Raw genomic sequence first — 14290 nt, 5'->3', positions numbered from 1 at the left:
CTGCGGCTTTCCAGCGAAGAAATCTGACATGTCTGATGTCTTTCGCCCTTCGCAAGCTTTAGTTTGATAGTCCGCAATGCCGCTACTCGGACGGCAGGCAAATTCCCTCGAGCCAGAGGCTTTTTCTATGTGGAGTACGAGTTGAAGACTTGTGCGAAGACCGGCTCCACGCGAACAGGAGTGCACGATGGACCCGTCCCAAACGGACACGTCGGCAAGGTTCAGCGGGGCAAGCTATCTCTATCGCTTGCTCGACGCCGCGATAGTCATCACCTGCGGCCTGACTGCCACCGGCTTGAAATTCGCTGAAGATGCGCTGGCCGAACCTCCGCAGATTCATCTGTTCCTGATCTATCTTTGCGGCCTGGGCGTGATCGCCATCTTCCCGGCCTTCCGGTTGTACGTGTCCTGGCGCGGCCGCCTGCTGACCGATCTGGTGGTGCGCAGCCTGGCGGCGTGGGCCACGGTTTTCGCGTTGGGCATATTCGTCAGTTTTCTCATGCACCAGACCGGCGCGGTATCCCGCATATGGGCGGCTACCTGGTTCGGCATGGCGGCGCTGGCGCTGGCCGGTGTACGCATTGCCGTCTATGCGGTGCTGGGCGCCGCGCGCGATCGCGGCCTGAACAAGAAGCGCGTGCTGCTGGTGGGCTTCGGCGCCCTGGGGCATGACCTGTGGCGCCGCGTCGAAAGATATCGGGAAGCCGGCTATGAAGTGGCCGGCATCTATGCGGAACCGCATGAGATCCTGCCGCCGCAGGTCCGCCGCCTGCATGATCTCGACCATCTGCACGGCTTCGTGCACGAGAACAATGTGCGCGAGATCTGGATCGTGCTGCCGATGGAGGCAGGCCAGGAGCTGCGCGAAGTGCTGTATCACCTGCGCAACGACCTGGTGGACATCCGCTGGATTCCCGACGTGATGTCCATCCAGTTGCTGGGACACCGCATCGGCGAGTTCCTGGGCCTGCCCGCCATCCAGCTCAACAGCCTGCCCGCGGCCGGCGTGCGCGGCTGGGCCAAGGAGGTCTTCGACCGCAGCTTCGCGTTCTGCGCGCTGATCGGCCTGTCTCCCGTGATGCTGACCGTGGCCCTGCTGGTCAAGGTCACCTCGCGCGGCCCGGTCTTCTTCACCCAGCCCCGGCTGGGCGTGGACGGCAAGGTGTTCCACGTCTACAAGTTCCGCACCATGACCGTGCACCAGGAGCACGGCGTGGTCACGCAGGCCACGCGCAACGACAACCGCATCACGCGGATCGGCGGCTTCCTGCGGCGCACCAGCCTGGATGAGCTGCCCCAGTTCCTCAATGTGCTGATGGGCGACATGTCGGTCGTGGGGCCGCGCCCCCACGCGCTGGAGCACAACGAACTGTACAAGGACCTGGTGCAGCGCTACATGATGCGCCACCGCGTCAAGCCGGGCATCACTGGCTGGGCGCAGGTCAACGGTTTCCGCGGGCAGACCGACACGCTGCGCAAGATGAGCGACCGGGTCGAACACGACATCTACTACATCCAGCACTGGACGTTCAGGATGGACCTGCTGATCATCGCCCGCACGGCGGTATCGGGATGGACGGGCCGCAATGTCTACTAAACCGTTGGGATGGCCCGTGCGGGAAGCGCCCGTGACGCGCGGCGGCGTGCTGGCCCAGTCGGACTTCCGCCAGGCGGTGGAGATGCTGCCGCTGGTATCGATCGACCTGCTGCTGCGCGATGCCGCGGGGCACTACCTGACCGGCCTGCGCGCCAATCCCCCGGCCCAGGGCGCATGGTTCGTGCCGGGCGGGCGGATCCGAAAGAACGAGTCCCTGCGCGACGCATTGCGCCGCATCGTCCATGACGAGCTGGGCCTGTCCTTGCCGGAGCACGCATGGAAGCCTCGCGGCGTGTACGAGCACTTCTATGGCACCAATTTCGCGGGTGAAGCCGGACGCTCCACCCACTATGTCGTCCTCGCCTATGAGGCCGAGCTTTCGTTGGATACCGCAAGCCTTCCCCTGGTCCAGCACAACGGTTACCGCTGGCTGCCCGCGGAAGTGATCGCCGCCGACCCCGGCGTGCATCCGTACACCCAGGCCTACTTCAAGGAGTGAGCGCCATGACGAATCCCCCTCCCCCGTACCGGGCAGTCATCCTCTGCGGCGGTTCAGGCTCGCGCCTGTGGCCGTTGTCGCGCGAACTGCTGCCGAAGCAGTTCATCCGTCTGACCGATGACCGCAGCCTGCTGCAGAACACGCTGCTGCGCCTGGGCGCGGCGGGCGCCCAGGCCAGGCCCACGCTCGTGTGCAACGACGCCCATCGCTACATCGCCGCGGAGCAGGCGCTGGAACTGGGCATCAAGGACGTCGAGGTGATCCTGGAGCCGTTCGCGCGCAACACGGCGCCGGCCATTGCCGCCGCCACGCTGCGGGCCATGCGAGACGGCGAAGACCCCATCATGCTCATCATGCCGTCCGACCATGTGCTCGAAAACGGCGAGGTGCTGAGCGCGGCGTTTGCGGAGGCCTATCAGGCCGCCCGCCAGGGCGCCCTGGTGACCTTCGGGATTACGCCTACCGCCCCGCTCAGCGGCTATGGCTACATCCAGGCCGACGAGCCCGGCGCGATGGCGCCCGCGCGCCGTGTGCGCCGCTTTGTCGAAAAGCCCTCGCCGGAGGTCGCGCAGCGCTTCATCGAGGACGGCGGCTACTACTGGAACAGCGGCATGTTCGCCTTCCAGGCGTCCGTCTTCCTGTCCGAGCTGGCGCGCCTGGCGCCCAAGATGCTGGAGCAGGTGCAGGCCGCCGTGGCCACGGGCCACGGCGAGAACGCCCTGTTCCACCTGGACGGCCCGTCCTTCGAGGCTTGCCCCAGCGACTCGATGGACTACGCCATCATGGAACGCACCGACAGCGCCGTGGTGATCCCGCTGGCGGCCTCCTGGAGCGACGTGGGGGCCTGGGACGCGGTCTGGGGCATCGCCCAGAAGAACCTGGAGGGCAATTCCACCACCGGCGACGTCATGGTCGAGGACTCCCGCAACTGCCTGATCCATTCCACCAGCCGCCTGGTCGCCTCCGTGGGCCTGGACGACATCGTGGTCATCGAAACGGCCGATGCCGTGCTGGTGGCGCACAAGTCCAGATCGCAGGACGTCAAGCGCCTGGTCGAGATATTCAAGGCCCAGCACCGGTCCGAATTGAACCACCACCGCGAGGTGCAGCGGCCTTGGGGTTCCTACGACTCGGTGGGCCAGGGCCCCCGCTATCAGGTCAAGCGCATCACGGTCAAGCCGGGCGCGCGCCTGTCCTCGCAGATGCATCATCACCGGGCCGAGCACTGGATCGTGGTGTCCGGCACCGCGCGCATCTACAACGGCGACAAGCAATACCTGCTGACGGAGAACCAGTCGACCTACATCCCGCTGGGCGAGATCCACAGCCTGGAAAACCCCGGAAAGATCCCCCTGGAGATCATCGAGGTCCAATCGGGCGCCTACCTCGGCGAGGATGACATCGTCCGATTCCAGGACATGTACGGCCGTGTATGAACCGCCGGTCTCCAATCCCGCGGTCGCGGAGCGGCGCAAAGGCGTAGCCGAGCCCGCCCCCTTTTGGCGGCCGGGGATGGCCCGCATCTGCCTGCCCGTGGCGGCGCTGTTCTTCGCCGTGCTGGTGACGGTGGGCAACGTGCCCGGGCTGGCGGCGGACATGTCGGACGCCTTTGGCGACAAGCGGCTGCATCTGGCCGCCTACGCCTTCCTGACCGGGCTCATCTACGTCTCGGTCAACCGGCGCCCCGCGCTGGTGGCCATGCTGGCGGCCACCGCCATGGGTGCGCTGGATGAATCAATCCAGTCCTTTTTTCCCTACCGACAGGCTGAACTCTTAGACCTTTTGGCCGATATCTTAGCGGCTGGTGCAACAGTAATCTCATTGCACATAGCTACCGCAGCCATCGGCTCCTTTCGTGCAGTTACTAAGTCTTAAGGACACAACCATGCCAAAACGGGCACTGATTACCGGCGTTACTGGCCAAGACGGGGCCTATCTGGCGGAGCTGCTGCTCGCCAAGGGCTATGAGGTTCACGGCATCAAGCGGCGCGCTTCGCTGTTCAATACCGCGCGCATCGACCATCTGTACCAGGATCCGCACGACCAGCCCCGCAATTTCGTGCTGCACCACGGCGACATGACCGACTCTTGCAGCCTGATCCGCATCGTCCAGTCGGTGCAGCCCGACGAGATCTACAACCTGGCCGCGCAGAGCCACGTCGGGGTGTCGTTCGAAGAACCGGAATACACCGCCAACGCCGACGGCCTGGGCACCCTGCGCCTGCTGGAAGCCATCCGCATCCTGAAGCTGGAGAACAAGTCGCGCTTCTATCAGGCGTCGACCTCCGAGCTGTACGGTCTGGTGCAGGAAACGCCGCAGAAGGAAACGACGCCGTTCTATCCGCGCAGCCCCTACGCGGCCGCCAAGCTGTACGCCTACTGGATCAGCGTGAACTACCGCGAAGCCTATGGCATGTATGCGTGCAACGGCATCCTGTTCAACCATGAATCGCCCAAGCGCGGCGAAACCTTCGTCACGCGCAAGATCACCCGCGGCCTGGCGCGCATCGTGCTGGGACTGCAGGAATGCCTGTACCTGGGCAATCTGTCCGCGCTGCGCGACTGGGGCCACGCCCGGGACTACGTCGAAATGCAGTGGCTGATGCTGCAACAGGACACGCCCGAGGACTACGTCATCGCGACCGGCATGCAATACAGCGTGCGGGAATTCATCAACACCGCCGCGCGCGAACTCGGCATCCTGCTGGCCTGGGAAGGCGAAGGCCTGGAAGAAACGGCGACCGTGCTGTTCTCGCCGGTCCACGACATCAAGCCCGGCCAGGTCATCGTGCGCGTGGATCCGCGCTACTTCCGCCCGACCGAAGTCGAGACCCTGTTGGGCGATCCCACCAAGGCCCGTGAAAAGCTCGGCTGGTCGCCGCGCACCACGTTCGCGGAACTGGTCAAGGAAATGGTCGAAAGCGATCTGAAGGACGCGCGGCGCGATGCGCTGGTCGAGCAGAACGGCTACGAAATCTACGCCTACAAGGAGTAGTCAGACATGACGAACCTGGACCAACGCGTGTTTGTCGCCGGCCATCGCGGCATGGTGGGCGCGGCGATCACCCGCGAACTGCACCGCCGCGGCTACCCCAACGTGCTGACGCGCAGCCGGGAAGAACTGGACCTGGAGAACCAGAACCAGGTCCACCGCTTCTTTTCGACGACGCCGGTAGACGTGGTGTATCTGGCTGCCGCCAAGGTGGGCGGCATCCTGGCCAACCAGACGCATCCGGTGGACTTCCTCTACAAGAACCTGATGATCCAGTGCAATGTGATCCGCGCCGCGTATGCGGCGGGCGTGCGCAAGCTGCTGTTTCTGGGTTCGTCATGCATCTATCCCCGCGAGGCGCCGCAGCCGCTCCGCGAAGACGCCCTGCTGACCGGCCCGCTGGAAGCCACCAACGAGCCCTACGCCATCGCCAAGATCGCGGGCCTGAAGCTGTGCGAGGCCTACCAGCGGCAGTATGGCGCGCGCTTCATCTGCGCCATGCCGACCAACCTGTATGGCCCGCACGACAACTATGACCTGCACAGCAGCCACGTGCTGCCCGCCCTGATCCGCAAGTTCCACGAGGGCCGCGAGGCCGGGCAGGAAAGCGTGACGATCTGGGGCACCGGCACGCCGTTGCGCGAGTTCCTGTACGTGGACGATCTGGCGCAGGCCTGCGTGATGCTGATGGAGCATCCGGACGCCGAGGGCATCTACAACATCGGCGCCGGCCAGGACATCTCCATCGCCGATCTGGCGCGGCTGGTGGCGCGCGTCGTGGGCTACGGCGGCAACATCGTCTACGACACCGGCAAGCCCGACGGAACACCGCGCAAGCTGATGGATTCGTCCCGCGTGCAGTCGCTGGGCTGGAGGCCGGAGATCTCGCTGACGCACGGCATCACGCTGGCCTATGGGCACTTCCTGCGTGAGCGCACCCACCATGCGCTGCCCGTGGCCTGACAACCGCGCAGCATGAACAATAGGATTCCCGATGCTTGGGTTCGTACGGAAACACATCGCCGGCAATGCTTCCTTCTGGGGGCTGGTGGAATACGGCATCGGCCCCGTGGCGGCGCTGGTGGCGCTGCCCATCCTGTTCCGGCAGCTTGGGACGGTGGGCTTTGGCCAGTACTCCATGATCATTGCCCTGGCCGGGTTCGGCAATGCCGCCAACCTGGGCGCCGCCGTGACCGCGACCAAGCTGGTGTCCGAGAGCATGCACAAGCCGGGCGGCGCCTACCGCGCGGCGGGCGTCAGCATGTCGTTGATCGGCTGCGCGCTGGCCGTGGTGACACTGGCGGCGGTTCTTCTGTGGGGGGTGGTCGGCCTGGGCTGGCCCGCCGCCACGTTCGGCGGCGTGGCGGTGACGATGCTGGCCATGCCGGCGCTCGCCATCTATCTGACGCAGCAGTATGACCAGCTATTCTCGGGCTGCCTGAAGGGGCGCGAGGACTTCCGCTCCACCGCGCTGTGCGAGGTCTTCAGCCGCGCCGGCACGATGGCGCTGGCCTGCGCGGCGGCCACGTTGACGGCGTCGCCCACCTGGACCGGCCTGGCCCAGGCGGCCGGCCTGCTGCTTGCCGGCACCGTGAAGATGCGTGTGTTCTCCCGCGCCTATGGCCACATTCTGGTGCGCCCGGTGCGTGACCGCGGCGCCATGATGGACGCCTTCAAGTTCTCGCGCTGGTCTTGGCTGAACAGCCTGAGCGCGCTGGCGTTCGGCTCGGTGGACCGGGTGCTGGTGGGCAGCCTGATGGGCCCCGCCGCGCTGGCCATCTATACCGTCGGCGTGCAGGTAGGCCAGATCATCCATACCGCGTCGGTCGCCATTTTCCAGAAGGCCATGCCGCGCATCAGCCGCCTGTCCGTGTCGCCTCCCTATGCCGGCGCCGCCGAACGCGAGATCCGCCGCATGATGCTGTGGAACCTGGCGCTTTCGGCGGGCGCGACGCTCGCGGTGCTGGCGGTCAGCCGGCCGCTGTTGAACCTGCTGCTGGGCGATAACGTCGCCAGCGGCCATCTCGGCACCTTCCAGTTGCTCATCGTGGCCTCGGGCCTGCTGTCCCTGAACGCCGCGGCGCATTTCTCCCTCCTTGGGCTCGGCAACTCCCGCGCCGTCGCGATCCTGAACGGACTGGGCGGCCTGGCGATGCTGTGCGTCATGGCGGGACTGGTACACGTGGCGGGCGAACACGCCGCGGCTTGGGGCCGCATGGCCTATGCGGCGATCACGCTGGCCGGCGTGGCACTCGCCATCCGTCAATCCCGCCCCGACTTCCCGGGCGCCATGCCTGCGGCCACCCGTTAACCAACATGCTGAGGTCCTACATGCGCAAGCGCCACAACGAGTATTCACGCCAGCTCATCGACTTCGTCCGCGAGCTCCGCCCGCCAGCGCCGATCGCCAGCGGCCTGCTGCCCAAAGTGACGATCGTGACGCCCTCGTTCAATCAGGCCAAGTTCCTGGAGCGCACCATCCTGTCCGTGCTGAACCAGGGCTATCCGCGGCTGGAATACATCATCATCGACGGCGGCTCGACCGACGGCAGCGTGGACATCATCAAGAAGTACGAGCGTTACCTGACGTACTGGGAAAGCACCCCTGACCGCGGCCAGTCGCACGCCATCAACAAGGGGTTCGAGCGCGCCACCGGCGACTACGTGGGCTGGCAGAATTCGGACGACTTGTACTTCCCGGGCGCGTTGCGCAAGCTGGGCACGGCGGCGGCGCGCGGCCGCGCGCCCATCGTGAGCGGCAATCTCTTCGTGGCGGACGCCGACAACCGCATCTTCCGCAAGATCCACTACACCCCCGTCAACCGCGGCACGCTGACGGTGGTGAAGGCGTCCATCCCCAACCAGTCCGCCATCTTCCGCCGCGACCTGCTGCGCAAGTACGGGCTGCTGCAGGAGAGCATGCGCTACTGCATGGACCTGGAACTCTGGAGCCGCCTGCTGCGCGACGGCAAGAACCTGATCGTTCCGGATGCGCTGGGCGTCTACACCGCCCACGACGAAACCAAGACCGCGCTGATGCAGGACGTGCTGCTGGAAGAGCGCGAACAGATCGTCAATCGGATCCGGCGCACCGAACCGGGCCTGGGGCGGATGTTCGAACTGTCCTGCCGCGCATCCAAGGTGGCGGCCCATGCGCGCCAGGGAGACCTGTCGTACCTGCTCGAAAAATTGACCACCAAGATTTTCGGGCGCGACGACTGGGCCGCGCACTAGCGCCGGCTCATCCTGAAACGGAGCTGCAATGAAAACGCGCCGCCGCCTCTCCACCCTGCACCTGCTGGGCCTTTTCGTGTTCACCGCGCTTGCGCTGAACGACGACCGGTTCATCGTCGGGGTGGGCAGCTTCAAGCTGTCGCCCTTCGATGTGCTGTTCGTCGCGATGCTGGTAGTCAAGGCGCTGAGGCTGGCCGACCCCCGCGCCTACTCGCTGCCGCGAGGCATGCTGGGCATGTTGCTGGCGTTCCAGGCCATGTCGGTGATCTACCTGCTGCTGGTGTCCATCGACCACCCGGGCATAGAAGCCGGCGATGTGGCGCGGGATCTACGCATCGTGTTCTATTTCCTGTGCACGCCCTTTCTTTGCTACAAGGACATCGACAGTCCGGGCGCTTACGCGGTGCTGCAGAAGTACATCGTGGCCGCCTGCCTGGCGGTGGCCACGCTGATGCTGCTGGAGCAGATGCAGGGCTTCAGCGTGGCCAACCCGCTGCGCAACGTGCGGCTGGGCGTCTGGGCCATCCCGATGGGCGTGGTGTCGCTGCTGTACTTCCGCCGCACCCTGAATGTGTCGGGCCCGAAGGCTTACGCGCTGACCCTGTACATGGTGATGGCGCTGGTCTTCTCGCTGAACCGCAGCCAGTACCTGCAGCTTGCGATCTCGGTCCTGATCGCCGTGCTGCTGGCGGGCAGCGCCGACATCCGGCGCCGCGCCGTGCTGGTGTTCGCGCCCGCCGCCGTGGCCGGTGTGCTGATATTCGCCAGCATCGGCTACCTGGACGTGCTGGCCAACCGGATCTTCAGCGTCGAAAAGCTGGACGAGGACTCCAGCTACGGCGCGCGCGTCCAGGAAATGCAAGGGCAGATGGACTTCTTCGCGGAAAGCCCCGTGTTCGGCAAGGGCGCGGGTTTCCGTAGCTGGGTCATGGGCGAGAACGGGTTCGAGCTGAGCACGTTCGCGCACAATTCCTGGGCCTTCTACCTGATGAAGTTCGGCGTGGTGGGCACGATCATGATCATGCTGCCGCCCCTGCTGATCCTGCTGCTCACGCTGTTCAGGCGCTATGCCCATCCCGGCCTGGACATGCACCGGCGCTACCTGCTGGCAACGGCTCCCATCTACATCTTCATCGATTCGCTGTCCGGCGGCCTGGCCTACGCGCCCAAGACCGCCTTCACCGGATTCCTGCTGTGCTATTGCCTGTCGCTCATGCGCAATGCGCAGGCGATGCCCGTGCCTCATCAAGAACCGTCCGTTCCCAGCCCTCGCCCGGACGTCATGCGCCGGGTGCCACCGCGAGTACTACCCCATGCCTGATGTTTTGTTTGTCGCGCCGGACTTGCACGGTGGCGTCGGAAGATGCGTCGCCTTCATCGTGGATGCCCTGCCGGAACAGGGAGTCGATTCCGCCCTGTTCCTGTTGCGCTCACGCAACCGCGAATATCCCATCGCCAACCCCAAAGTCACGCGCGCATTACCCATCATCGAGTCCCCGACCCAGTTGCGGCTCAGGCTGCCTTTTGCGTTCTTCCAACTGCTTGCCCAGATACGCCGCGACAAACCGGCCATCGTCTGCTCGCACGGCCTGCTGTGCAACATGCTGGTCGTGCTGGCCAAGAAGATCCTGCGCGGCAACTTCAGCACCGTGGCCTTCGAACACAGCAGCCCCGCCATCCACTACGGCGCTTCCCGCATGCGGCGCCTGAAGTGCTGGTTGGTCAGCCAGACCTACCGGCGGCACGACGCCGTGGTGGGCGTGTCGCGCGGCGTGAAGGAAGACCTGGTCAGCATGTTTCCGCCGCTGCGGGGCAAGGTCCACACCATCTACAACGGCGTGCCGCTGGACAACGTGCGGCAGCAGGGCGCGCGCCAGCAGGACAGCGCCACCCGCGACGCGCCCTATCAGGTGGTGGCCGTCGGCCGGCTGGAGGCCGTCAAGGATTACGCCACGCTGATCGACGCCGCCGCCCTGTTGGACGATCCCGGGATCAGCTTCACGATCCTGGGTGAAGGGTCCGAACACGCCGCCCTGCAGAAGCGGATCGACGACAAGGCGTCGCGCAGTCCGGTCACCCTGGCGGGCCACATCGACAATCCATTTCCGTTCATCGCCGGCGCCGGCGCGTTCGCGCTGACGTCCATCCGGGAGAGTTTCGGCAACGTGCTGGTGGAAGCCCTGTGCCTGGGCGTGCCCGTGATCTCGACCGACTGTCCCCACGGCCCCGCCGAGATCCTGGACGCGGGCCGATACGGCCTGCTGGTGCCGGTGGGCGACGCCGAGGCACTGGCCGCGGCGGTACGGCGCCTGGCCTACGACGGCGACATGCGCGAAAAGCTGGCGGCCCAGGGGCCGGAGCGCGCGGACGCATTTTCCCTGGAGCGGCACTGCCGCAACGTCATCGAGCTATTTCAGCCCCTCATGCAGCGCGGCACGCCCTGAACAGGACAGCATCATGCAGAAGATACCGGTATCCGTCGTGGTCATGACGAAGAATGAGGAACGCAACATCACCAAGTGCCTGAAAGCGCTGGTGGAATTTGACGAAGTCTTTGTGGTGGACTCCAACAGCACGGACGCCACCTGCGCGATGGCCACCGCGCTGGGCGCCCGCGTCTCGAACTTCCAGTGGGACGGCAAGTACCCCAAGAAGAAGCAATGGTGCCTGGAGCAATTGCCGTTCACGCATCCCGTCGTGCTGTACGTCGACGCCGACGAGGAAATGACGCCCGGCCTGGCCGCCGAGATACGCGAAACGCTGCCGCGCTTCGCGGCGGGCGCTGGCGGCGCCTTCGTGCCGTTCGACTATGTGTTCTGCGGCAAGAAGCTGGAACACGGCCACCGCGTATACAAGCTGGCGCTGCTGGCGCGCGACCGCTCCCGCTTCCTGGACTATGACGACCTGGACGTCGCCAACATGTGGGAAGTGGAAGGCCACTATCAGCCGCAGGTCGAAGGCGAGACGTTCGCCTTGCGCCAGCGCATGGTCCACAACGATCATGATTCGCTCTACCACTATTTCGACAAGCACAACCGCTATTCGGACTGGGAGGCCAATCTGCGCACCAAGGGGCTGATGAACGACCCGCGCGAAGCCAACGTGGGCGGGCGCGCCCTGCTCAAGCGGATCTTCCAGGCCATGCCGTTCAAGGCGCCGATCTCGTTCCTGCATTCCTATGTCTTCCGGCTGGGCTTCCTGGACGGCAAGGCCGGCTATGACTACGCGGTCGCGCGCGCCATGTATTACTGGCAGATCCGCATCAAGACCGAAGAGATCCTGAAGGCGCGGCGGGCCAGCGCGGCGGCCTCCCAGCGCGACGCCGTGGCGGGAGCGACCAAATGAGCGCACTGCAACGCCTGGACCAGTTTGCGCTGGCGCCGGGGCAGCGCGGCCGTTCGGCGCTGACCGTGCAGCTCTGGTGGATGGTGCAAGGGACGCTGTTCCGCTGGTCGCCCCAGGTGGCCTACGGCTTTCGCCGCTGGCTGCTGCGCCGCTTCGGCGCCCGCGTGGGCCGCAAGGTGCTGATCCGGCCCACCGCCACCGTGACCTACCCCTGGAAGGTGGAGATCGGAGACTACGCCTGGATCGGGGACGACGCGGTGATATACAGCCTGGGCCCGATCCACATCGGCGCGCATGCCGTGGTGTCCCAGCGCAGCTACCTGTGCGCGGCGGACCACGACGCCGGGCAGCCCGATTTTCCCTTGCGCGAACGGGCCGTGCGAATCGAGGAAGGCGCATGGGTGGCGACCGACGTGTTTGTCGGTCCGGGCGTGACCATCGGGCGCGAGGCCGTGGTCGGTGCGCGCAGCTCGGTGTTCCGCAACATGCCGTCGGCCATGGTCTGCCACGGCAACCCGTGCCGCCCCATCCGGCCCCGGGCGGCCACGTCGACATGAAAATACTCATCTACGGCATCAACTACGCGCCCGAACTGACCGGCATCGGAAAGTACAGCGCCGAGATGGCCGAATGGCTGGCCGCGCGCGGCCATGAGGTCAGCGTCGTGACCGCCCCGCCCTACTATCCGCAATGGCGGGTCCACGACGGCTACCGGGCCGGCCGCTACGCCACGGAAGAACGCCGGGGCGTGACGGTGCGGCGGGCGCCGCTGTGGGTGCCCGCCAGGCCGGGCGGCGCGAAGCGCCTGGTCCACCTGGCCAGCTTCGCCCTGTCCAGCCTGCCGTCGCTGCTGCGTGCGGCCGCGCGCAGGCCCGATGTCATCCTCGTGGTGGAGCCCGCGCTCTTTTGCGCGCCGGGCGCCTGGCTTGCCGCGCGGCTCTGCGGCGCCCGTGCCTGGCTGCACATCCAGGACTATGAAGTGGACGCCGCGTTCGAGCTGGGCCTGCTCAAGGGCGCGGGCCTGCGCGCGTTGGTCAAGCGCGCGGAGCGCTGGCTGATGCGCCGTTTCGACCGCGTCTCCACCATATCGAACCGCATGCTGGAACTGGCGCTGGCCAAGGGCGTGGCCCCCGACCGCGCCGTGCTGCTGCCCAACTGGATCGACGTCAACGCCATCACGCCGCATGCCGAGCGCGGTGCGTACCGCGCCCAGCTCGGCATCCCCGACAGCGCCATCGTCGCCCTGTATTCCGGAAACATGGGCGGCAAACAGGGCTTGCAGACGCTGGCGGAGGTGGCCCGCAGGCTGAGCCGCGAGGACAGGCTGTGGTTCATCTTCTGCGGACAGGGCCCGGAACGCGCGCCACTCGAAGAAAAATGCAAGGGCCTGCCCCGCGTCGTCTTCCTGGACCTGCAACCGGCCGACCGCCTGGGCGCGCTGCTCAACACGGCGGATATCCATTTATTGCCGCAACGGGCCGGCGCGGCGGACCTGGTCATGCCGTCCAAGCTGACCGGCATGCTGGCCAGCGGCCGGCCCGTGGTGTGCGGCGCGGCGCGGGGCACGGAGCTGGCTGGCGTGGTGGCGCACTGCGGCCTGCTGACGCCGCCCGAAGACGCGGTGGCCATGGCCGAAGCCGTGCGCAAGTTGAGCTACAACTCGCAGATCCGCGAGACCCTGGGCGCGGCCGCGCGCCAGTACGCCCTTGCCCATCTGCACGTGGATGCCGTGCTGAGCGCCGCGGAACGCGAATTCGCGGCCATCGTGGCATCGAAGGGCAAGCCCGCGCCGGCGGATACGCGCGCCCGCGAAGGCGATATCTGATCGACCGCGGAGCCACGGACATCGCGGGTCCGAGGGTCCATTCCTTCTGAACGAACCAGGGCCTGTGGGGGCTGCCATCGCAACCCGCACAGGCCCTGACTCCATTGCGCCTCAGCCCGTCTCGCCTTTGCCCGGCGCGGGGCCGTTGGCGCTTCTGACCAATCCCATCTGCACCGCGATGTAGGCCGCCTCGGCCTGGTTGCGCGCGTTCAGTTTCCAGTAGAGCGTGCGCGCGTGGCTTTTCACGGTGGCCACCGATATGCCTACCTGCTGCCCGATTTCGCGCATGGTCTTGCCCTGTACCAGCAACTGCAGGATCTCTTCCTGGCGCTGCGTCAGTTCGCGCAGTTCCTGCACCGAGGTGTGCGGCGCCCCTTGCGGCCTGCCCGCGGGTTGCGGATAGCATTCGCCCCCCGCGATCACCAGGCTCACCGCCGCGGCCAGTGCGTCCGGGCTGGAGGCCTTGGGCAGATAGCCCGCCACCCCCGCCCGCGCGCACGCGCCCATCACGCTCGGGTCCAGCGCGGAATACAGCACCAGCACCAGCCGGGGCATGAAGAAGGCCATCGCCTGCGACAACAGCCCTATGTCCTGTTCCGCCACGCCGCCGCAACCCACCACCAGCAATTCCACTGGACGGTTGATCGAGCTTGACATGTTGAGCAGGTGAGCTGGCGAGATGGCCAGGATATCGTCGGCGTTGCGTACACGTTCCAGCACATGCTGAATGGCGACACGAAGCAGAGCGTAGTCTTCGATCAGTACGGTTGTCATCCCGGGAAGAACCTTGTGACGCAT

At 66.1% G+C, this 14290-nt stretch carries 14 protein-coding genes; 13 read left to right on the top strand and 1 reads right to left on the bottom strand.

Features of this window, described 5'->3' with window-relative positions; all coding sequences use genetic code 11:
* The first annotated feature begins 187 nt into the window (after positions 1-187).
* The 13 genes from ASE30_RS00605 (at position 188) to ASE30_RS00545 (ending at position 13492) form a co-directional block, all read left to right on the top strand.
* Positions 188-1597 (top strand): undecaprenyl-phosphate glucose phosphotransferase, encoded by a 1410-nt coding sequence (locus tag ASE30_RS00605; protein ID WP_057282328.1) that lies wholly within the window; start codon positions 188-190, stop codon positions 1595-1597.
* 46 nt (positions 1598-1643) lie between these two features.
* Positions 1644-2096 (top strand): GDP-mannose mannosyl hydrolase, encoded by a 453-nt coding sequence (locus tag ASE30_RS00600; RefSeq protein WP_200964384.1) that lies wholly within the window; start codon positions 1644-1646, stop codon positions 2094-2096.
* A gap of 5 nt (positions 2097-2101) precedes the next feature.
* The gene (locus ASE30_RS00595) at positions 2102-3532 is read left to right on the top strand and encodes a mannose-1-phosphate guanylyltransferase/mannose-6-phosphate isomerase (RefSeq protein ID WP_057282327.1); all 1431 of its coding nucleotides are present in this window, start codon (positions 2102-2104) and stop codon (positions 3530-3532) included.
* 76 nt (positions 3533-3608) lie between these two features.
* On the top strand, positions 3609-3971 hold the full coding sequence (locus tag ASE30_RS00590; protein WP_057282326.1) for a VanZ family protein: 363 nt from the start codon (positions 3609-3611) through the stop codon (positions 3969-3971).
* A 10-nt stretch (positions 3972-3981) separates the two neighbouring features.
* Entirely contained in the window at positions 3982-5091 is a 1110-nt protein-coding gene (gmd, locus tag ASE30_RS00585; protein ID WP_057282325.1) for a GDP-mannose 4,6-dehydratase, read from the top strand.
* A 6-nt stretch (positions 5092-5097) separates the two neighbouring features.
* Complete coding sequence (locus ASE30_RS00580) at positions 5098-6051, top strand: GDP-L-fucose synthase (RefSeq protein WP_057282324.1); 954 nt, start codon at positions 5098-5100, stop codon at positions 6049-6051.
* Positions 6052-6082: 31 nt separating this feature from the next.
* Positions 6083-7399 carry a lipopolysaccharide biosynthesis protein gene (locus tag ASE30_RS00575; protein WP_057282323.1) on the top strand — a complete coding sequence of 439 codons (1317 nt, stop codon included), beginning with the start codon at positions 6083-6085 and terminating at the stop codon, positions 7397-7399.
* Positions 7400-7404: 5 nt separating this feature from the next.
* Positions 7405-8322 carry a glycosyltransferase family 2 protein gene (locus tag ASE30_RS00570; RefSeq protein WP_235515153.1) on the top strand — a complete coding sequence of 306 codons (918 nt, stop codon included), beginning with the start codon at positions 7405-7407 and terminating at the stop codon, positions 8320-8322.
* Between the two features lie 28 nt (positions 8323-8350).
* Positions 8351-9643, top strand: coding sequence for an O-antigen ligase family protein (locus ASE30_RS00565; protein ID WP_057282321.1), 1293 nt, complete (start codon positions 8351-8353; stop codon positions 9641-9643).
* Positions 9636-10766 carry a glycosyltransferase gene (locus ASE30_RS00560; RefSeq protein ID WP_057282320.1) on the top strand — a complete coding sequence of 377 codons (1131 nt, stop codon included), beginning with the start codon at positions 9636-9638 and terminating at the stop codon, positions 10764-10766. Before ASE30_RS00565 ends, ASE30_RS00560 begins: the two co-directional genes overlap by 8 nt.
* 13 nt (positions 10767-10779) lie before the next feature.
* On the top strand, positions 10780-11667 hold the full coding sequence (locus ASE30_RS00555; RefSeq protein WP_057282319.1) for a glycosyltransferase family 2 protein: 888 nt from the start codon (positions 10780-10782) through the stop codon (positions 11665-11667).
* Positions 11664-12224, top strand: coding sequence for a putative colanic acid biosynthesis acetyltransferase (locus ASE30_RS00550; RefSeq protein ID WP_057282318.1), 561 nt, complete (start codon positions 11664-11666; stop codon positions 12222-12224). The genes ASE30_RS00555 and ASE30_RS00550 overlap by 4 nt, the downstream gene beginning before the upstream one ends.
* Entirely contained in the window at positions 12221-13492 is a 1272-nt protein-coding gene (locus ASE30_RS00545) for a glycosyltransferase WbuB (RefSeq protein WP_057283199.1), read from the top strand. Before ASE30_RS00550 ends, ASE30_RS00545 begins: the two co-directional genes overlap by 4 nt.
* 111 nt (positions 13493-13603) lie before the next feature.
* Here ASE30_RS00545 and ASE30_RS00540 read toward each other — a convergent pair whose 3' ends face one another.
* Positions 13604-14266, bottom strand: coding sequence for a response regulator transcription factor (locus tag ASE30_RS00540; protein WP_057282317.1), 663 nt, complete (start codon positions 14264-14266; stop codon positions 13604-13606).
* Positions 14267-14290 lie beyond the last annotated feature (24 nt).

This window comes from Achromobacter sp. Root83 (assembly GCF_001428845.1).
Taxonomy (GTDB): Bacteria; Pseudomonadota; Gammaproteobacteria; order Burkholderiales; family Burkholderiaceae_B; genus Achromobacter.
The sequence above is the reverse complement of the archived record's forward strand: the minus strand, read 5'-3'. Positions and strand labels throughout refer to the sequence as shown.

Coding starts and splice junctions, on each gene's coding strand:
- ASE30_RS00605 (WP_057282328.1), top strand. CDS start 188: ATGGACCCGTCCCAAACGGACACGTCGGCAAGGTTCAGCGGGGCAAGC.
- ASE30_RS00595 (WP_057282327.1), top strand. CDS start 2,102: ATGACGAATCCCCCTCCCCCGTACCGGGCAGTCATCCTCTGCGGCGGT.
- ASE30_RS00590 (WP_057282326.1), top strand. CDS start 3,609: ATGGCCCGCATCTGCCTGCCCGTGGCGGCGCTGTTCTTCGCCGTGCTG.
- gmd (WP_057282325.1), top strand. CDS start 3,982: ATGCCAAAACGGGCACTGATTACCGGCGTTACTGGCCAAGACGGGGCC.
- ASE30_RS00580 (WP_057282324.1), top strand. CDS start 5,098: ATGACGAACCTGGACCAACGCGTGTTTGTCGCCGGCCATCGCGGCATG.
- ASE30_RS00575 (WP_057282323.1), top strand. CDS start 6,083: ATGCTTGGGTTCGTACGGAAACACATCGCCGGCAATGCTTCCTTCTGG.
- ASE30_RS00570 (WP_235515153.1), top strand. CDS start 7,405: ATGCTGAGGTCCTACATGCGCAAGCGCCACAACGAGTATTCACGCCAG.
- ASE30_RS00565 (WP_057282321.1), top strand. CDS start 8,351: ATGAAAACGCGCCGCCGCCTCTCCACCCTGCACCTGCTGGGCCTTTTC.
- ASE30_RS00560 (WP_057282320.1), top strand. CDS start 9,636: ATGCCTGATGTTTTGTTTGTCGCGCCGGACTTGCACGGTGGCGTCGGA.
- ASE30_RS00555 (WP_057282319.1), top strand. CDS start 10,780: ATGCAGAAGATACCGGTATCCGTCGTGGTCATGACGAAGAATGAGGAA.
- ASE30_RS00550 (WP_057282318.1), top strand. CDS start 11,664: ATGAGCGCACTGCAACGCCTGGACCAGTTTGCGCTGGCGCCGGGGCAG.
- ASE30_RS00545 (WP_057283199.1), top strand. CDS start 12,221: ATGAAAATACTCATCTACGGCATCAACTACGCGCCCGAACTGACCGGC.
- ASE30_RS00540 (WP_057282317.1), bottom strand. CDS start 14,266: ATGACAACCGTACTGATCGAAGACTACGCTCTGCTTCGTGTCGCCATT.